The organism is Clostridium sp. AF22-10, assembly GCF_003478725.1.
In the GTDB taxonomy this organism is placed as follows: domain Bacteria; phylum Bacillota; class Clostridia; order Lachnospirales; family Lachnospiraceae; genus Otoolea; species Otoolea fessa.
On record NZ_QUFZ01000022.1, the window covers coordinates 1 to 17986 of the forward strand.

The 17986-nt window shown below is 40.7% G+C and carries 23 protein-coding genes and 5 tRNA genes; all 28 read left to right on the top strand.

What is annotated here, in order from left to right; translation table 11 throughout:
- Positions 1-34: 34 nt before the first annotated feature.
- A complete protein-coding gene (locus DWX91_RS13230) occupies positions 35-703 on the top strand; it encodes a hypothetical protein (RefSeq protein WP_118539171.1) in 669 nt (222 codons plus the stop codon).
- 765 nt (positions 704-1468) lie between these two features.
- Positions 1469-2422 carry a DUF2828 family protein gene (locus tag DWX91_RS13235; protein WP_412693916.1) on the top strand — a complete coding sequence of 318 codons (954 nt, stop codon included), beginning with the start codon at positions 1469-1471 and terminating at the stop codon, positions 2420-2422.
- A gap of 2 nt (positions 2423-2424) precedes the next feature.
- Positions 2425-3081 carry a hypothetical protein gene (locus tag DWX91_RS13240; RefSeq protein WP_118539173.1) on the top strand — a complete coding sequence of 219 codons (657 nt, stop codon included), beginning with the start codon at positions 2425-2427 and terminating at the stop codon, positions 3079-3081.
- 60 nt (positions 3082-3141) lie between these two features.
- A complete protein-coding gene (locus DWX91_RS16685; protein ID WP_182431905.1) occupies positions 3142-3312 on the top strand; it encodes a hypothetical protein in 171 nt (56 codons plus the stop codon).
- Between the two features lie 182 nt (positions 3313-3494).
- Positions 3495-3566, top strand: a tRNA-Gln gene (locus DWX91_RS13245).
- Between the two features lie 234 nt (positions 3567-3800).
- Positions 3801-3874, top strand: a tRNA-Lys gene (locus DWX91_RS13250).
- A gap of 170 nt (positions 3875-4044) precedes the next feature.
- A tRNA-Leu gene (locus tag DWX91_RS13255) sits at positions 4045-4125 on the top strand.
- A gap of 32 nt (positions 4126-4157) precedes the next feature.
- Positions 4158-4433, top strand: a complete 276-nt coding sequence (locus tag DWX91_RS13260; RefSeq protein ID WP_118482422.1) for an HU family DNA-binding protein — start codon at positions 4158-4160, stop codon at positions 4431-4433.
- Positions 4434-4447: 14 nt separating this feature from the next.
- A tRNA-Thr gene (locus DWX91_RS13265) sits at positions 4448-4519 on the top strand.
- A gap of 140 nt (positions 4520-4659) precedes the next feature.
- Positions 4660-4733: transfer RNA gene (locus DWX91_RS13270), tRNA-Ile, on the top strand.
- A 326-nt stretch (positions 4734-5059) separates the two neighbouring features.
- Positions 5060-5296 carry a hypothetical protein gene (locus tag DWX91_RS13275; protein ID WP_147354408.1) on the top strand — a complete coding sequence of 79 codons (237 nt, stop codon included), beginning with the start codon at positions 5060-5062 and terminating at the stop codon, positions 5294-5296.
- 34 nt (positions 5297-5330) lie between these two features.
- On the top strand, positions 5331-5522 hold the full coding sequence (locus DWX91_RS18230) for a cysteine-rich KTR domain-containing protein (RefSeq protein WP_347559248.1): 192 nt from the start codon (positions 5331-5333) through the stop codon (positions 5520-5522).
- A gap of 587 nt (positions 5523-6109) precedes the next feature.
- Positions 6110-8851 carry an LAGLIDADG family homing endonuclease gene (locus DWX91_RS17600; protein ID WP_243034119.1) on the top strand — a complete coding sequence of 914 codons (2742 nt, stop codon included), beginning with the start codon at positions 6110-6112 and terminating at the stop codon, positions 8849-8851.
- An 8-nt stretch (positions 8852-8859) separates the two neighbouring features.
- A complete protein-coding gene (locus tag DWX91_RS13305) occupies positions 8860-9273 on the top strand; it encodes a hypothetical protein (RefSeq protein ID WP_118539179.1) in 414 nt (137 codons plus the stop codon).
- A gap of 110 nt (positions 9274-9383) precedes the next feature.
- Positions 9384-10940 (top strand): phage portal protein, encoded by a 1557-nt coding sequence (locus tag DWX91_RS13310; protein ID WP_118539181.1) that lies wholly within the window; start codon positions 9384-9386, stop codon positions 10938-10940.
- A gap of 14 nt (positions 10941-10954) precedes the next feature.
- The gene (locus tag DWX91_RS13315) at positions 10955-11590 is read left to right on the top strand and encodes a hypothetical protein (RefSeq protein WP_118539183.1); all 636 of its coding nucleotides are present in this window, start codon (positions 10955-10957) and stop codon (positions 11588-11590) included.
- Between the two features lie 145 nt (positions 11591-11735).
- On the top strand, positions 11736-12416 hold the full coding sequence (locus DWX91_RS13320) for a hypothetical protein (RefSeq protein ID WP_118539185.1): 681 nt from the start codon (positions 11736-11738) through the stop codon (positions 12414-12416).
- 21 nt (positions 12417-12437) lie between these two features.
- Positions 12438-12854, top strand: coding sequence for a hypothetical protein (locus DWX91_RS13325; RefSeq protein WP_118539187.1), 417 nt, complete (start codon positions 12438-12440; stop codon positions 12852-12854).
- Between the two features lie 61 nt (positions 12855-12915).
- Positions 12916-13986, top strand: a complete 1071-nt coding sequence (locus tag DWX91_RS13330; protein ID WP_118482432.1) for a major capsid protein — start codon at positions 12916-12918, stop codon at positions 13984-13986.
- An 11-nt stretch (positions 13987-13997) separates the two neighbouring features.
- A complete protein-coding gene (locus DWX91_RS16695; RefSeq protein WP_182429171.1) occupies positions 13998-14168 on the top strand; it encodes a hypothetical protein in 171 nt (56 codons plus the stop codon).
- Between the two features lie 17 nt (positions 14169-14185).
- Positions 14186-14530, top strand: a complete 345-nt coding sequence (locus tag DWX91_RS13335; protein WP_118539189.1) for a phage head-tail connector protein — start codon at positions 14186-14188, stop codon at positions 14528-14530.
- Positions 14531-14639: 109 nt separating this feature from the next.
- Positions 14640-14954 (top strand): hypothetical protein, encoded by a 315-nt coding sequence (locus DWX91_RS13340; RefSeq protein WP_118482434.1) that lies wholly within the window; start codon positions 14640-14642, stop codon positions 14952-14954.
- A gap of 26 nt (positions 14955-14980) precedes the next feature.
- Positions 14981-15211, top strand: coding sequence for a helix-turn-helix transcriptional regulator (locus tag DWX91_RS13345; RefSeq protein WP_118482435.1), 231 nt, complete (start codon positions 14981-14983; stop codon positions 15209-15211).
- 75 nt (positions 15212-15286) lie between these two features.
- Complete coding sequence (locus tag DWX91_RS13350) at positions 15287-15796, top strand: hypothetical protein (RefSeq protein WP_118539191.1); 510 nt, start codon at positions 15287-15289, stop codon at positions 15794-15796.
- Positions 15793-16032, top strand: a complete 240-nt coding sequence (locus DWX91_RS13355) for a hypothetical protein (protein ID WP_118539193.1) — start codon at positions 15793-15795, stop codon at positions 16030-16032. The genes DWX91_RS13350 and DWX91_RS13355 overlap by 4 nt, the downstream gene beginning before the upstream one ends.
- 73 nt (positions 16033-16105) lie before the next feature.
- Positions 16106-16912: a hypothetical protein gene (locus DWX91_RS13360; RefSeq protein ID WP_118539195.1), complete on the top strand. Its 807-nt coding sequence runs from the start codon at positions 16106-16108 to the stop codon at positions 16910-16912.
- 70 nt (positions 16913-16982) lie between these two features.
- A complete protein-coding gene (locus tag DWX91_RS16440) occupies positions 16983-17402 on the top strand; it encodes a hypothetical protein (protein WP_147353578.1) in 420 nt (139 codons plus the stop codon).
- A complete protein-coding gene (locus DWX91_RS13365) occupies positions 17402-17965 on the top strand; it encodes a hypothetical protein (RefSeq protein ID WP_118482439.1) in 564 nt (187 codons plus the stop codon). The genes DWX91_RS16440 and DWX91_RS13365 overlap by 1 nt, the downstream gene beginning before the upstream one ends.
- The last annotated feature ends 21 nt before the right edge of the window (positions 17966-17986 follow it).

The window sequence follows — 17986 nt, forward strand, 5'->3', positions numbered from 1 at the left end:
TTTATAGCATGTAAAAGGATGTGAATTTTATAATATGGCTCATGGTAAACATGATATTAAAACAGTAAATGATAATAGTGTCAATATTCAAAATAATTTGAATAATATTGAAATATACAAGAATAAGATTGAATACTATGCAGATGATTATATAACAAATGAACTTGGAATATCTCATGAAGAGATGATCGGGAATCCTTCCGCTTTTGCTGGAATGATGAAGCATATTTATATGCATCTGTTTAAAGCTAATCCGGCAGAACGCAAAACAATCTGGGTTACTGGTACAAATTTAGATTTGGATAATATAGAGCTGTTGGATCAGTTGTGGGATGTATACACGGGTTTATGCTATCGTTATCAAAAAAAGCCTACGATTTTAAACTTTGCGATCATGGTGGGAGTGGCTAACGATACCATCACTACATGGATAAATGGGACAATTAGAGGCGGAACAAGTTCTGCACATTCTCGAGCGGCTAAAAGGTGGAAAATGGAAAGTGAGTCCGCATTGTTTGATGGAGCGACCGAGAAAAACAGCATCGGCTGCATCTTTGCACTGAAAGCTTGCCACGGATACGCGGAGGCAGCGCAGGAAATCAGGGTAACAACCGGAACCACAGCGCAGGAGAGCCGGGAAGAAATCGCCCAGAAATACGCCGACAGTCTGGAATTACCAGAACCGGAAGCGCCGGAGTTATAAGAGCCGTGTTATATCAGACGGGCGCGATAAAAGAAATCTGTTAATAGATTTGAATAATGCAAATAATAAACACAATACGGCATATTTACACGTTCAACTATTCGGCAAAGATTTCTTTCACGAATAGTTAGCAACGAAGCGAATCGGAAAGCATCTTATAGGCTCATCACTTTCGCTTTTGTTGGAATCGTCCCAGGAAAAGCACCAGCGGATCGGCATGGGGGGAGGGGTCTAAACGTGCGGGGCTGTCGGGGCGGGGTGAGCCTCCAAAATTTCCAAAAAACAAAAAGGGGGTCGAATTGGCATGAATGAAACTGGTAGGTATCGATTCAAGATAACGTGTAAATCAAAAATGTTTGGCACAAGGACCTGCGAAATGAGATTGGAGACAGGAGAGCTTTTGACATATATGCCAGTGCCATATGGGGTAAGATTTGATTTCAGTTCTATTAAACGATTCTATGAGAGTGAAGATGGGCAAATGCTTATTCGAAGTAGGGTATCCAATTCATAGGATGTGTTATACAACAGAATACGCGGCAGCGATGGAGTGTGGAGATATTGGTGCGGATTGTCTCAAATGGGCGTGCGACAATTATCCAACTTATGACTGTAATCATTGTCAGTTTATTAAAGGTTTCATTGAAAAAACAGGAAATCAAAAAATTCCGAAAAAACAAAAAGGGGGATATTCTGGGGTACCAAAACGGTAGCCGAGATATTAATTCAGTATTTTAGAATGACTGGAAACGCAGGCTTGGCGTTATGACCGCACAGAAACTTGGTTATCCGGTCTACAATTTCAAGAGAATTGTCCGTAGTATGAGAAAACAGATCGGTGTTGTAGAAAGCCTTATGTCTGCCGGAAAATGGGATGAGATTAAATACCCGGAAGTCCCCAGCCGTGCAATGATGATTTACCGCAAGGCTTTTATGAAACATGACGAGGCACGATTCAATGAATTTATCGGCAAGGTAGAAAAGGGAGATGCGAAGATCAATGCGTCCACATTATTCCCTTACGATATTGTTGAGAAATTCTTATACGGCAGAGAGAACAGCAAAGTCCTTGAAGCACAGTGGAAAGCACTGCCGGATTATGTAGAAGAGGGTTCCAATGTTCTTGTAATGGCGGATGTATCTGGTTCTATGTACGGCAGACCGCTGGCTACTTCAATAGGACTTGCGATTTACTTTGCGGAAAGAAATGTTGGAGCATATCACAATCTGTTTATGACGTTTTCGGGCATTCCAGAAACAGTTATTCTGAGAGGAGAAACACTTGAACAGAAAATTTGCAATGTAAACAGCGCAAATTGGGGTAATAATACAGACCTTGAAATTGCCTTTGAAAGAGTCCTTGAAATTGCAGAAAAACACAAAATTTCGCAGGAAGAGATGCCCAAAGCAATTGTCGTTATTTCTGATATGGAAATAGATTTTTGCACAGAAGACTATAGCTGGACATTTTATGACAATATGGCTCGTGCATTTAGAGAAAAAGGTTATGTAATCCCAAACATTATTTTCTGGAATGTAAATAGTCGTCACGATGTATTTCATGCAGATAGTAGACGTAAAGGCGTGCAGCTTGCAAGCGGACAGTCTGTGACAGTATTCAAACAGATTCTTCAAAATCTTGGTTACAATCCAGTTGAAGCAATGGAGAACACCATCAATTCAGAAAGATACGATTGCATCACAGTAGAGGGGAAATAGGTATGATTTTACTTGAGAATACAGTAACAGCATCACCAGAGCAGTGGCGTGCAGCGATTATGGGAGCCCGTAACCCGATGAATAGTTGGGATAAAAGTGACAGTGCGTTCTGGCCGGGTCACATGAACATCGGAGAAAATGATTTAGGGCTGATGAAACGGCTGGTGGCGGCAGGAACGGATCATTCGAAATTCATGCGATTCTTGCCAGTAACCGTTGATGTCACTGCACCGTTGTATTGGCTAAAAGAGATGGATACTTACAAGGTTGGTACTGTGGCGAATTCATGTTCTACCATGCATAAAATTCAGGCTAAAGAATTTACGCTGGAGGACTTTAGCCATGAGCACTGTACCACTAGAAGCATGGAACTTTTAATGCGTACTGTAAAGTATTTAAACGAGGTAAGAGATTTATATGTCAATTACGAAATTCATGACAATAACGGATATCGCAAGCCAACTAAAAAAGAAGTGTGGTGGCAGATGATCCAGCTTCTGCCGTCCAGCTACAACCAGAAACGAACCATGATGTTAAATTATACGGTTCTGCGGAACATTTATTTTGCCAGAAGGGATCACAGGCTGGATGAATGGCATGATTTTTGCAAATGGATTGAAAAACTCCCATTTTCGGAGCTTATAACCTTGGAAAAGTAAAAAAAGTGCTTGACGGGAACAAATTGACACGTTAAGGCTATAGATGTCGGAGGGATAAAGATGGTTTTAGCAATAAAGATAATTACTACAGTTATGATTGCGGTATTCTCAGCTTGCCTGGTAATTTTCATGCGTGGGCTTAAAATGCCAGAAAACAAATTTTCAATTGTCGGTTTCTCGGCGATGTTGGTTACATATGTGCTGTCATTGGTTTGCATTTGGGGGCTTTAGACGTGGTAAGAGTCGAATATATTGACGGAACATCCGAAGACATCGAAGATATTCTGGAAAGGAAGAGCGACGCATACCGATATGCACAAGACACTCAACTTTTCTATATCGAAACCCAGAATGAGATAGTCACGATTCCTAGGGAATTTGTCAAATCCATCCGATATATGACAGTTTAAAAATGGGTTATCGCCAAGCGGTAAGGCACAGGACTTTGACTCCTGCATTCGTTGGTTCGAATCCAACTAGCCCAGTTTGGACTGATTATTTTTTGGTCCATGATTGTAGATCCTTCACCATCTAGCGGAAAGCTGATTAAAGAGCCGTCACAAGGCTCGGATGGTTTTTCCATAAGGTTACATCATAAGTGTTTCATTTCCCCGCATGAGTAATAAATACCTCATCGTATCGATTACTATCCTCAATCTTATGGAAGGAGTGCCATGCATAGCACTATAAACAATTTGCTAACCGGCGTTGCCGGTTGTTGGAGCATAGCTCAGTTGGTTAGAGCGCTTGACTTTTAATCAAGATGTCGTCAGTTTAAGTCTGACTGCTCCAGTTTGACCAAAAATCCTTAGAATAAATCTCGTTATGGAGAGGCTAGAGGTTTATATATAAATACTTGCAACAGCTTTGTGTAGTCGCATTAAGTGTTTGATGTGTTGGGTAAAGTTCATGGTCGGTAAAAAAATAAATGGTAAGTGATTTACAGGGTTTACACTTACATGTGCAGATATGGCGGAATGGAAGACGCATCAGACTCAAAATCTGACGATTTACATCATGTGGGTTCAAGTCCCACTATCTGTATTAACAGCATTAAGGAAAGGAAGTGAAAGAGTATGCATAGACTAGAAATGATTAGAATGGTTGCTAAAGAAACCGGCATTGAGGAAAATGAGACCAAGATCATCGTTGATAAGTTTCTGGAAGTCATGCGGCGTGAACTGAAAAAGGGAAAACGCATTCAGATTGATAAATTTGGTAGCTTTGAGAAGGTTGTCAGAAAGGCACGTTCGTGCAAAGTTCCGACCACCGGCATTGTGTATGATGTTCCAGCTCATCATGACATCAAATTCTGGACGCATCAGCCATTCAGAGAGTCATTAAACGAATAGTAGATATTCGTTTTGCCCGTGTAGCTCACTGGTAGAGCAACTGACTTGTAATCAGTAGGTTGTCGGTTCGAGTCCGATCATTGGCTTTCGGGATACTCTGTGCTTCCCGGCTAACAGGGTGCCCGATTATTCACATTGATACCCTCTGTGGATAATACCTTTGTTGCGGCTGGTGGTTTGTGAACTGCAACAGCAGAAGGATTTTACCCAATCTGCCTTCTGCTAAGGACCATTAGCTCAGACGGTTAGAGCGGCGGCCTTATAAGCCGTGTGTCCGGGGTTCAATTCCCTGATGGTCCATTTCCTTGTCCGGCAAAATAAAAGTTGGGTTATGATAATGCCTAAAATGAGGAACGTGTGCGATATACCGGGGAAACGTACATATAACACAACAGTTCGGAACGGAATACGAATGTTGTGGATTCCGGCAAACTCCAGACGGTGGAGAAGGATTTTCGTGTGGTTCGACTCCACTTGCTGGATTATGGAAAAACAACAAGTGCAACAATATTGTTGCACTTGTAAATGGTATGCTCACTATGATGGCGTATGCTGTAATGGAGATTCAGAGTATCGTGCAGACTTTCGTTTTTGGGACGATGCTTGCGAACAATAGGAGGGGAACAGTGATAGCACAGAATCTTGACTTAGAGATTTTAAATTCTGATTTAAAGGAACAACTAGAAAAAGCTAATAAGGATCTGTTTGAGACTCAAAAGCAGTTGACCGATCTTAAGGACAGAGGTAAGTATTTGGAAAGTAGACATCAAGAAGACTGCGTTAGAATCAATCAGCTACGAGTAACTGTCAATACGCTGGCTTGTATGTATGCGAATTTACAGGAAACGGCCGGTCTACTTTAAGGGCTGGAAAGCTATGAGTGATTTTTCAAAAAACATGAATCCACCAGAAGAGGGATGGAATAGAATAGCTGATAAAAAAATACTTTCGGATGGACAGGTGTGGATCATCTGTCCATTTTGTCATAAAAAGGCTATTCGAATTTTTTATGAAACAAAGATACATATGATGCCCTATATTTGTCGGGGCAGTAAATGCAAAGGAAAGTTTATTATTAATGTCGAATGATGTTCAATCAAAATACAAGGTCATCTTAGGTATGGCAAGAATAGGAATAACCTACAATAGCGGAGTTGTGAATTTGTGGGGAAAACTCATTATTCGTTCTAATCGCACTGATCCTGGAAAGGTATTAATTTCATTTATTCCATATGGAGACAAGAAACGATCGTTCAATGGCTTTTCCAAATGCATCATGCGGCATAAACTATTGCAGCGGCCTATTACGGGTTATTGCTATTGCACTGATGATGGAAAAATATGTAACACAGATTTAATAGATTTCAATGGTTTGTTGGAATGGGGGAATTTATCCAAATGACAAAACAGGAAGCAGCTATTGTGGAAGCCTATACGGGAATTTGTATGCTGACGGGAGAGGATAGGAAGTATGTCTATCAGTACGCATACAAGTTGATGGGGAGACCAGTATACACACACGAATTGGCAAGTAAGCAATTGAAAAATTTGAGTAGAAACGATTTTGTTTCACTATGCCAATCATTAACAGAATAATGGATAGTTAGTCAAGAGAGCCAATATTTAGAGAGCCATGACTTCACTTTTTGATAAAGGGGGAGCGTGGTTCTTTTTATATGTCAAAATTAATAGAGGGCAGTCTTGAATGGTATAAATACATTGCGGACCGGATTATGAAATGTGGTTTGAAAGATTATCAAAGCCAGGAAGATTTGTTTCAGCTTATTTTGAATATGCGTAGCGATTATGTATTCGCTGAACATAAGGATGTTAAAGACTGTGCGTTGAAAATCAGTCAATATTTGCATCAGATGGCGGCTTATAGGGCAGCACAAACAGGAAGTGGAAATTTTGATGATTTGTACTGGCAGTTGCTTTTATTTGAAGCTCCAGATCTGTTGGATTCTTATGCTTTGTATGTTGAAAAGGATAGAAAACCCCAGGAACGCTTTTATCAGCCTAGACGCAAGACATTGATAAAGGTTGTCAATCTGCTTCAACGACTGGAAGATGATCAGCTGGATGAGGGATTTATTCACATGCCGGCGCGTGTTGGTAAGCTATTAGCCGATGATACGCCAGTGTTTACAAAGAGTGGATGGAAAACTCACGGAGAATTAAAATTAGGAGATCAAGTCATTGGTAGCGATGGAAAGTTTACTACAGTGATTTGCGTTCATCCTAAATATCATACAACTCATACAGTGGAATTGTCCGATGGCACAAAGATTGAATGCCACTTTAGACACGAATGGACTGTCTATGACAAAAAAAGAGGTGTCTGGGAAACAGAAGAAACTCAAAACTTAATAGGAAAAGAACGATTTAATGATAGATATAGATTTTATCTTCCTCAAAAGCCGATAATGGCAGGAACGGAAATGCAACTAAAAGTACATCCGTATGTTTTAGGGGCCTGGTTGGGTGATGGAACCAATAAAAAGCCTGCCATTTCTGGGCCTCAATCGGATTCTGCTATTGTCGATAAAATTGTAAAGTATGGATATCCAATAAAACATCAATACGTTCATAAAACGACAGGGGTAATAACAACAGTATTTGGCAGGGAACTGGTAGACGATTTAAGAACTTATGATATGTGTTATTATACGAAAATTTGTAATAAACACATACCGAAAGAATATTTATGTGCTTCTGTAAAGCAGCGACTGGAACTTTTGGCGGGCTTGCTGGACACGGATGGATGTTTGATTAGAAAAGAAAGAAGATATCAGTTTTCAACCGCAAATGAAACGTTAAAAAACGACTTTGTTTCTTTAATATCCACGTTTGGATGGAGAGCATCTATAAAAAAGGAAGAACCGAAAATATCAAGCAGTGGTGTAATTGGTAGAAATGCAGTATATACCATTGGATTTAATCCAACAATTGAAATACCATGTACAATCGAACGAAAGAAACTAAAAGAATTTTCAAAGAAACATAGGATTTCTATCAAATCAATCACAAGAAGCATTCCAAAACAAGGCAACTGCATTACGGTTTCAAATAGTGATGGTTTGTATTTGGTTGGGAAAACAATGGTTCCAACACATAATACGCAGATAATCACACTTGGAATGGCATGGCATTGCTGCCGAAATACAGAGCTGAGTAATCTTTACTGTTCATATAAAGAGGATGCCGGAGGAGCATTCCTTGATGGTGTGAAGGAGATATGGACGGATCCGATTTATTTGCATACAGATGTTTTCCCGAATGCAAGAATCGTATCCACGGATGCTAAAGCTAATACAGTTGATTTGGAACGAAAGAAAAAATACAAATCATTATCTGGAAAAGGACTGACATCTGGTTTGAATGGTTTGTATGATGCAACTGGATGGCTGGTGGCGGATGATATTTTGGCAGGTATTGAGGATGTTTTGAGTCCGGATGTTTTAGCACGAAAGCAGATGTTGTTTGATAACAACCTTATGAAACGTAAAAAAGAGAAATGCAAGGTCCTTTATAACGGAACCATTTGGAGTCTGCATGATATCTATATGAATCGTATGGGATTTCTGGAGAACAATCCAGAGGCAAAAGGAATCAGATGGGAAGTTTTAAAGATACCGGCGCTAGACCCAGAAACAGATGAATCCAACTTTGATTATGATTATAATGTCGGGTTCAGTACGAAATATTATCGAATTGAACGTGCAAAATTTGAAGAAAATGACGATATGGCATCGTGGTTCGCACAATGTCAGCAGGAACCGATTGAACGTGATGGCGCGGTATTTAACCCAGAGCATATGAATTTTTACAATGGTGTGTTGCCTGATGTGGCACCGCTGAAAGTGGTCGCTGCGTGTGATGTGGCTTTGGGCGGAACAGACTATCTTTCCATGCCAATTGCTTATGTATATGAAGATGGTTCGGTTTACATTCATGACGTTGTGTTTGATAGCAGCGAAAAGATGATTACACAGCCGAAAGTCTTGGATGCGTTAATCAGGAATCATGTGTCGAATGCCTTTTTTGAGGCGAATAATGGTGGCGAAGGTTACAAGGATGATATAAATGGAATGCTGAAAGAACGTGGAGTTCAAATCAATTTGATTTCCAGATTTGCACAACAGATGATCGTCAATGCCGGAAAAGGAGGAAAAAAAACATCGCAACGAAAGGAACAAAGAATATGGGATAATGCACAAGCTATTCGGAGCTTTTATTTTCGAGATTCAGGTTGTCAATCAAAAGAATATCGAAAGTTTCTTAATCAAGTTTACAGTTTTACAATCACTGGTAAAAATAAGCATGATGATGCACCGGACTCATTGGCGGCATTAGCAGTATTTTTGAATAAGGGCAGTGGAGTTTCACGAACCAGAATTATGACAAGTCCATTTTAGGAGGTATCATGAATAAACGAAAATTCACTTATAAAGATTACAACATGACACCGGCACGTAGGAGAGAATTGATCGCCTTTTGCGAACAGTACCAGGAATGGAAAGACGAATTGCTGTATAACAAAGATACCGTTCATAGTACCGGATTTAATGGTATGCCATTTTCAAGGACCAACAATAAAAGCGATCCAACGGCAGAACTCGCAATGAGACACACGGCTTTACAGCAAAAGATTGATTTGATTGAAAATACGGCAAAAGAAGTAGATGCAGACTTATGGAAATTTATCATTAAGTTCGTTTGTGACCGTGATTGTTCGTATGCCTATTTGCGTGGAGTGATGGGAGTTCCTTGTTCACAGAGTGCGATGAATGATAGGAGAAGATATTTTCTTGCTTTATTAAATGTTCGAAAAAAGTGACTTTTTAGCATACATATAACTATTGTACAATAATATCGTAAAAATGTATTTAGAGCGTTTGGAGAATTCCAGGCGCTTTTCTTTTTGAATAGAAGGGAGGTGTGTTTTGCATGGAATCAGAAGAGAAAGTAATTGCCATCAATGGTAGGCCAAGACAGTTGATAGGGAGAAAAAGAATTTATAGCAGGTATAAAAATATAGACAGAAACAATCTTTTGGAAGTATTGGATAAAGCAATGAATATCCACAGAGAAAATGTCAAAGAGATGAAGTTCCTGATTGAGTATGAACGTGGAAAACAGCCTCTTGTTCGTCCAAAAACAATACGTCCAGATATCGACATCCGAGTACATGCAAATTTGGCGAATTATGTGAAAGAGTTCAAAATCGCGTATAACTGGGGAAACCCGGTTACGATGGTGCAGCGCGGTAATAAAGAGTTGCACGATACAGATTCCAATACAGACGATTCTGGAATTTCTGCCTTGAATGAAACTCTAATCAACGGGGAAAACATTGGATGGCTAGATCAGTGCATGGCAGAATTTGTTGAAGTGTGTGGTATTGGTCATCGAATGGTTGATATCAAGACGGATGATTGGGACGATGGTTCTCTGGTGGATTTATATACATTGGATTCACAGTATGCTTTTGTGGTTTATTATGATGGCCCTGGTCAAAAAAAAGTATTAGGTGTGAGTTTTTCCTGCCGTGATGGTTCGGAATACTTTACCTGCTATACAGATAAGAGCAGATTTGAAGTAGAAAACGGAGAAATTGTTAGCGAAGAAAAAAATCCGCTTGAGAAAATACCGATTGTTGAGTATGAACGTGCTTTCGACCGCACTGGATGTTTTGAACGAGAAATAGCCAGAATGGATGCACTGAATGTTCTGCTTTCGGATTTCACCAATGATGTAGCACAACGCACACAGGAAATATGGTGGGCTGATAACGTATCGTTTATAGATAAAGACGGAAAAAGCAGAAGTCCTAAGAGTGGAGAATGGGTGTGCACCTTTTCTGACGATGGAAAAGTATCTAAGATACAACCGCTTTCCAGTACGTTTGATGGTTCTAGCACATTGAACGCTATTCAGACTACTAGAACAGAAATTCTGCAAGATTGTAAGGTCCCTCTTCAATATGACAATTCTGGTGGTGGTTCAACAGGAAGCGCCACAGATATGTCAGCAGGCTGGAGTGCCACAGAACTGGATGCGGTTCGTGAGCAACAGATGATCGCACATGGTAAACGTGAAGAATTATCACTGATTTTGAAAGCGATTGCTAAAGTGCCAGAAAGAAAACTTCCGATGGATGCGCCAATTCGATTGATTCATACTAGTGATATCGATTTGCACTTCACGCGCAAGAAAAACACAGACATGAGTGTTAAGGCGAATACGTTTGCGACATATTTCAATGCTGGAATACATCCGCGACATATTCTTAAAATGGTGGATGCGTTCGAGGATACTGAGCAAGTATATTTGGATTCCAAGGATATGTTAGATGCTCTCCAAGAGAATATGAAGAGTAGCGGATCTGCTTCTGATGCATCTCAGGAACATAATTTTAATACTTCGGGCGATCCAATCAATCAGACTGGAAATTCTCCCATTATTGACGGAATGAATACTGATGATAGTAAAGTTCAGTCGTAAAGGAGGTATGCCTTGTGATTGGAATTAGAAATTTTGACGAAGTCAACGATTTTGTTGAAAATAAGCGAAGCATTGATTTTGAAAAATATTTCGGAGACATGGATTTATCCGAAGAAGATAAGAAAAAGAGAATAGAACTTGCAAAGAAGATGGAAGAGAGCTTTTTAATTGTAATTGCACTTCTGTTTTCAATGCAAGAATATGGAACTGTAGATTTTGAATTTGTGCGTTCTCAATTCATTTATCAATATCGTAGTGCTATAGCTGGTGCAGTAGCATTGGATGACTATATGGAAAATTACATTCAGTCATTATCGTATGATGTCATTGAAGCAACGCAGAATAATCCAGATGATCCGTATTATGTTTCTCCAGATCGAGCTAAATATATGGCAGAGAACGAATCAAATACATCTTTGAATCATCAAGATTTCATGGATGCGATAGCTGCTGGATTCACTTTAAAGAAATGGGTTGATATCCGGGACAAAAGAGAGCGGAAGGATCACCGTGAAGTCGGCGGTACCATTAAGCCAATTACAGAGCCGTTTTTGGTAGGAGATTCCGTCATGGATTATCCTAAAGACACTTCATATGGAGCAAGTGCAAGTCAGATTGTGAACTGCCGATGCTCAATCAAATACATGTAATAAAAATAACGTTCGGGGAACTGGACGTTTTATATAAATGGTTGGAGAAGAACCTAAAGGAGCGAACGCCTGCGACAAGGCGTTAAAGAGTCGGCACAAGAGAAATGTGCTTAAACAGAGCTAATTTAGAAAGGTGGTTTTTATTATGAAGCTGAATAGAATCAGTAGAACTTTTAATTCCGAGACACGTAACAAATTTCCAATGCACTTACAGATTTTTGCTGATGGTGGCGACACTGGTGCTGATGGTGGAAATTCTGGTGTAGGTGATGGCGATGATGGTAGTGGTGGTGGCGAAGGCGATGGCGACAAACATCCGACTGTAGAAGAATTGATGGCACAGTTGGCAGAAGAAAGAGCCAGAAGTGCCAAATTGCAGAATGAAAAGAATACCGCATCTACAGAAGCAGCAAACTTCAAAAAGCAATTAAGAGCCAAAATGACAGCCGAGGAAGCAGAGCAGCAGGCCAAACAAGAGCATGAGCAAGAACGTGAGAATCGGATTAAAGAGCTGGAAAACAAGCTTCAGATTGGAGAGTACACGGAAAGATGTATGAGTCAGGAGATCGGGATGGCAAAAGATGAGGCAAGAGAGCTTGCACAAGCCATTACGGAACAGGATGCTGATAAGATTTTTTCAGCTATTGGAACTCATATTAAAGCATTAAAGGCTGCTTGGGAGCAGGAATTTGTAGCGTCCCGTAAAGATTTCTCTGCTGGTCATGGAGATGGAAGTGAATCTCTTGCAATGCAGAAAGCAAAGCAGTTATCCGCTGGTTCATCTAAAAAAACAGCCAATGCAGATATTATTAAACATTATATGTAAAACCAATAAGGAGGTTTAACGATGGCAAGAGGCGATATGAAAGTAAAAAACATTTCTGTCGGTTTGGAGAAAGAAGTGTTAAATCGTAAAGAATGCGAAGCTACGGCAATGACCGTTGATTTTACGTCAGTGGTAAAAACTGCGGACAATGGAGAAAAAATTGTTCCGGCAGGTACACCGGTAGACAAAGATGGCAGACCGGTATCTGCTACACCGTGGACAGGCGCAATTGGTCTTCTGCGTCATGATGTATATGAGAGTAGACCGCAGGCGGCAGTGCTTAAAAAAGCATATATCCATACAAAAAGAGCACAGGAAAACAGTGGATTAACCTATGATGCTGCGCTTGTAGCCGCACTGGTAAATGCCGGATGCCGCATTGTTTTTGAAGAGGCTACTACACCGATTGTTGGAACTATCCCGGCAGCTCAATCATAATTAATTACACCGAATATAACATTCGCTAACCCCAAATAGTTAAGGGGAAGAAAGGAGTTTTATGAATTTAACAGATGTTTTCTCTACGGCTGCTGTTGCATTTCGTAGAACAGAAGAAGCAAGTAATGCGATTCCTTTCCTGGGTACTACATGGTTCCCGGTTAGAAAGAAAAATGGTATAGACCTGAAATGGATCAAAGCGCACAAGGGGTTGGGCGTTGCATTGAAACCGTCTGCATTGGACAGCATGGCAACCATTAGAACCCGTGGAGGTTTCCAAATCAGAACAGAGGAGATGCCGATCTTCCGTGAGTCCATGAAGATTGATGAACGTGATCTGATGGACATTCAGAGAGCGCAGGATTCCAATGATCCGTATATCGACGAGGTTTTAAACCACATTTATGATGATGTAAATAGCTTGGTAAACGGTGCTGAAATTTCTATGGAAAAGATGAGAATGAGCTTGTTGGCACCGCTTGATGGAGCAATGAAAATCACCATTGGCGCAGCTGACAATACCATTTATGCGTACAACTACGATGAGGATTCTTCTTGGAAGGGCGAGCACTATGCATCTCTGAGCGGAACGAGTACATGGGATAAAGCAGATAGCGCTGCTCCTCTGGATGACATTCAGAATGGTTATGATTACTTGACAAGTATCGGAGAAGCACCGAGATATGCTCTTATGACAAGTAAGACATTCAATTACTTAATCAAGAGCAAACAAATGAAGAATGCATTTATCACCACATCTGGTGTCAATGTAGACTTCATGTCTCAGGCAAAGGCAAAAGAAGTATTTCGGTTGCAGACAGGTCTTATTCCGGTTTTGTACGATAAGAAATACCAGGATTTTGACGGAACCAAGAAAGGATTCTTCCCAGATGATTACGTAACAATCATTGGCGATGGTACGCTTGGTAATACTTGGGCTGGCGTAACTCCGGAGGAGAGAACCCTGAGAGGAAATGCTGATGTAGATGTAACTGTACTGGACAGCGGAATCGCAGTTGCAACAAAAACCATCTACGGACCGCCGGTAGAGTATTTCACTACAGCGTCTATGATTGCACTGCCGTCCTTTGAGGGCATGGACAGCATCTATGTTCTGAAAGTAAAGGAATAAGGAGGCATTGCATGACATACGATCACGTTGTAAAACACGATGGTATTTACTATGCGGCCGGAGAGATGGTTCCAGATGATGAGGTTAAGGCGGAGAGCACAGTTTCTCCGTTTTCTTCTAACGATGGAGATATTGAGACACCTGCCCCGGCAGCAAAAAGAGGCAGACCGTCGAAAAAATAAATGATGGAGGTATAGGCTTGAAAGAACAAATTTTGAGAGAATTAATTGAATATATTGGACACGATTATATTCCAGAACAGGATTCTTTTTTGCTTATGCTGATCGATGATGCAATTGATGATGTTGTCCAGGAAATGTTCCCATTTGGTTTCACAAATAAGGAAGATGAAGATATTGCGAAAAACGTAGCAATGAAAAGATACAAAAGTAAAATCAGAAAAATCGCCCAGTATCACTATGATAAGCAGGGCAAAGAAGGTGTTACGAGTTATTCTGAATCTGGAGTATCGGTTTCATATAACAGTGCTGGAACGCCAGCAAGTTATCTTCGAGGAATCATCCCGGTTGCAAAAATTTTATAACACAGACGGTGCGTGACACAATTCCTCCCGTTGTGTTGCAGGGATACTTCGCGCGGTGGTGGGGAGAAGTATAGTCTTACGGGAGAGAAAGGGCCCAAGAGGTATGGCGATGGGATGTGAATCAGAATGCGTAAATATACATCGAATCGAATCCCTTGAAAATGACTTTCGGGATTTAAAGAAAAAAATCAGTCAGGAGCATGAAAAGTTTTACTCCAGAATTGAAGAATTGGAACGTCGTATGGATGTCGTATCCAATGATTTACAGCATATTCGAGATGCTGTGGATGAAGTAAATAATAATGTAAAATCCTTAATGTCAGTGCCAAGCAAACGATACGAATCGGCCATTACTGGCATTATCGGAGCCGTTATAGGCGCAGTAGTCGCCTATTTTCTCAAAGGTGGAACGTTCCCCGGATAAGATCCATATAGGGAGGAATGGATTTTATGGGTAACAAGAGAATGAATATTAGTGACTTCACAAAATCAGAGATAGAAGTGCTAGAAAGTGAATGCAATTTTACACCCGATGAGAACGAACTTTTTCTATTAAGAGCTCAAAATTTTACCCTTGAACAGTCAGCAGAACGAATGAATATATCGTCTAAAACTGCTTATAGAATAAACATAAAAATCAAAAACAAAATTCGAAAAGTAATTTTCAAATCATGTCCATAAAGTGTCTATATTCTGTCCTGTTTTCTTCCTATCTGGTTAAGTATAATAGAGGTAGGAAGAAGGGAGGAAAGATAGGTGCAACCTTATCCAACATGGCCTAATATGGCATATCCTACATATCAGAATCCAATCAATCCATATCAGGAAAGATTGTCCCAATTACCAAACAATAATTACCAACCACAGATGCAGTACGTTCCCATACAACAGCAAGTGAATCAGCAGAATCAGTTTCTTTCTGGGCAGATTGTCGATGGAATCGATGCGGTAAAGGCAAAAGACGTTGATATGAGTGGGAATCCAGTCTGGTATCCAAAATCTGATGGGACTGAAATATACAGAAAGCAGTTGCAGGCAGATGGGAAAAGTCAGATTTGCGTATATCGATTGATGCAACCAGAGTCTCAAAATAAATCGGAACAACTCAATACTGGAATAAATGAAGAAACGCTAAATACGTTGTTTGAACAGTTAAGGCAAGATATATTCGAGGAGATATCTGGAATTAAAGATTTGGTAAATAAAAATAATCAACAGCACATGGAAGCGTCCAAATCCATACAGAGGGGAGGAAGTCAAAAATGATTAATCCTATGCAGTTAATCCGATTAATGCGAAGTGGTGGAAATCCTCAAGAAGCATTAAATACCATTTTACAAAAGGAAGCCGGGAACAATCCTGTGCTCAACAATGCTATACAAATGATGAAAAATGGAGATGGTACCGGAATAGAGAGATTGGCTAGGAATCTATGCGAAGAGCGTCATATCGATCCGGAAAAAGCATTATCTCAGCTCAAAAATCAATTTGGCATGAAATAACTTTGCTGTAAGATTGAGTGGAAAGCCTAGGATTCCTCTTGATTTACAAATATATTTAAGGGGGCTTGAAATTATGATGACTTCAAGCGGATACTCGTTAGCGGACATTGCTGCCGCAACAGGTAACTCTAAAGATAATGGCTGTAATGGCTGGGGAGATGGCGGCTGGTTTATTTGGCTGTTCCTGATTTTTGCTATTTTTGGCGGATGGGGAAACGGCTATGGCGGCTGGGGCGGAAATGGTGCCAATGGCACTAATGGAGCCGGTTTCCAGGGCTGGGCGACACGAGCAGATATAAATGAGGGATTTGCCCTTAATGACATTCAAAACGGCATCCGCGGTATTCAGCAGGGGATTTGTGACAGTACTTATGCATTAAACAACACAATGCAGAGTGGATTTAACGGTTTGAATGTGGGAATGCTGCAAGGATTCAACGGAATTCAGCAATCCATCAATGCAGATACCGTAGCCGGAATGCAGAATACAAACGCTCTTCAGGCACAGTTATCTAATTGCTGCTGTGAGACACGCGAAGCGATTCAGGGCGTCAACTTTAACATGGCACAGAATACATGTGCTTTGCAGAACACCATGAACAACAACACAAGAGATATCATCGACAACCAAAATGCGGGAACGAGAGCAATTCTTGATTATCTGTGTCAGAAAGAAACTGCAGATCTTCGGGCAGAGAACCAGTCGCTTAAACTGGCAGCATCGCAGTCTAACCAGAATGCAGTATTGCAGGCGGCAATGGATGCGAATACGGCAGAGATTCTTCGCAGAACAGCACCGTTACCGGTTCCGGCATACCCAGCATCCAATCTGTATGGATACTATGGAAATTGCTGCACAGCTAATACCGGTTGTTGCTAATCGCCTTTTATGGTTGACAAATATCAGAGAGGCGGTATCTCCGCCTCTTTTTTAGATTGCGAGGTAAAATATGGCTTGTAGAAATGTTTGTCGCATGTGTGATAACTTGGTTGTTTCCACGGCGATTACTTTTACGGACGGGAACCTGGTTGTTACGCTTCCGGCAGGAAGTTATAACGATGGGCAGAAATACTGCATTATATTAGGTCAGACAATTCCAACCACAGCAACGATCGGCGCTCCGGTTGTGTTCCAGATTGGCGCCGGGACAGTTCAATATCCTCTGGTAAATCGTTGTTGCCGTCAAGTCACAGCGTGCGGAGTTAGAACAAGAACTCGATATGCTACAGTAGTACAGACGAGCGCGACCGGAGGAACCTTTAAGATGTTAGGGAATCCGTCATGTATGCCGAATAATACGCTGGCATCGATTGATGGCACAGCACCGGCATCCGCCACTAATGCTGTGACTGTTAAGGGGGTAAGATAATGCATAGATTTGCAAAACAAATAGCGGAATGTGTCAAAAGAGAAGTTGAGGCTAAAGGGCTGGATAATATCACACCGGCGGACCTGAGTATTTATGGACAGTGGGTTGATATTGCAAAAGATCTTGCTCAGTACGATAAGGACATGAGAATCATAGAAGCTATGGATGAAGAAGATTCTGAAGACTTCATGGAACGAATGGGCTATGACCGTTATCGCTATGATAACGGCAGATTTGCCCCAAAAGGCAGAGGCCATAGAATGGGATATCGTCCCTATCTGTACAAACAAGATGATGAGTGGATGGATGATTATCTGACATACAAAGGAAAAGATGATAAGAAAAATTCCAGATATGGAGAGTCTTATGATCGTTACGATGAGTACAGAAGACATTATCATGATTCCAAAGATGCAGAATCAAAACGAATGATGGATAATAGCACAAAGGAATATACAGATGATGTAATTCGAAATCTGAAAGAAATGTGGTCGGATGCAGATCCTACATTGCGCCAGACGATGAAAGCAGACATAACTAAATTAGTACAACAGATGCAGTAAGTTATAAGAGGGACCTGTGTT

Coding starts and splice junctions, on each gene's coding strand:
- DWX91_RS13360 (WP_118539195.1), top strand. CDS start 16,106: ATGATGACTTCAAGCGGATACTCGTTAGCGGACATTGCTGCCGCAACA.
- DWX91_RS13240 (WP_118539173.1), top strand. CDS start 2,425: ATGATTTTACTTGAGAATACAGTAACAGCATCACCAGAGCAGTGGCGT.
- DWX91_RS13310 (WP_118539181.1), top strand. CDS start 9,384: ATGGAATCAGAAGAGAAAGTAATTGCCATCAATGGTAGGCCAAGACAG.
- DWX91_RS13330 (WP_118482432.1), top strand. CDS start 12,916: ATGAATTTAACAGATGTTTTCTCTACGGCTGCTGTTGCATTTCGTAGA.
- DWX91_RS13365 (WP_118482439.1), top strand. CDS start 17,402: ATGCATAGATTTGCAAAACAAATAGCGGAATGTGTCAAAAGAGAAGTT.
- DWX91_RS13355 (WP_118539193.1), top strand. CDS start 15,793: ATGATTAATCCTATGCAGTTAATCCGATTAATGCGAAGTGGTGGAAAT.
- DWX91_RS13260 (WP_118482422.1), top strand. CDS start 4,158: ATGCATAGACTAGAAATGATTAGAATGGTTGCTAAAGAAACCGGCATT.
- DWX91_RS13340 (WP_118482434.1), top strand. CDS start 14,640: ATGGGATGTGAATCAGAATGCGTAAATATACATCGAATCGAATCCCTT.
- DWX91_RS13230 (WP_118539171.1), top strand. CDS start 35: ATGGCTCATGGTAAACATGATATTAAAACAGTAAATGATAATAGTGTC.
- DWX91_RS16695 (WP_182429171.1), top strand. CDS start 13,998: ATGACATACGATCACGTTGTAAAACACGATGGTATTTACTATGCGGCC.
- DWX91_RS13325 (WP_118539187.1), top strand. CDS start 12,438: ATGGCAAGAGGCGATATGAAAGTAAAAAACATTTCTGTCGGTTTGGAG.
- DWX91_RS18230 (WP_347559248.1), top strand. CDS start 5,331: ATGAATCCACCAGAAGAGGGATGGAATAGAATAGCTGATAAAAAAATA.
- DWX91_RS16685 (WP_182431905.1), top strand. CDS start 3,142: ATGGTTTTAGCAATAAAGATAATTACTACAGTTATGATTGCGGTATTC.
- DWX91_RS17600 (WP_243034119.1), top strand. CDS start 6,110: ATGTCAAAATTAATAGAGGGCAGTCTTGAATGGTATAAATACATTGCG.
- DWX91_RS13345 (WP_118482435.1), top strand. CDS start 14,981: ATGGGTAACAAGAGAATGAATATTAGTGACTTCACAAAATCAGAGATA.
- DWX91_RS13235 (WP_412693916.1), top strand. CDS start 1,469: ATGACCGCACAGAAACTTGGTTATCCGGTCTACAATTTCAAGAGAATT.
- DWX91_RS13305 (WP_118539179.1), top strand. CDS start 8,860: ATGAATAAACGAAAATTCACTTATAAAGATTACAACATGACACCGGCA.
- DWX91_RS16440 (WP_147353578.1), top strand. CDS start 16,983: ATGGCTTGTAGAAATGTTTGTCGCATGTGTGATAACTTGGTTGTTTCC.
- DWX91_RS13320 (WP_118539185.1), top strand. CDS start 11,736: ATGAAGCTGAATAGAATCAGTAGAACTTTTAATTCCGAGACACGTAAC.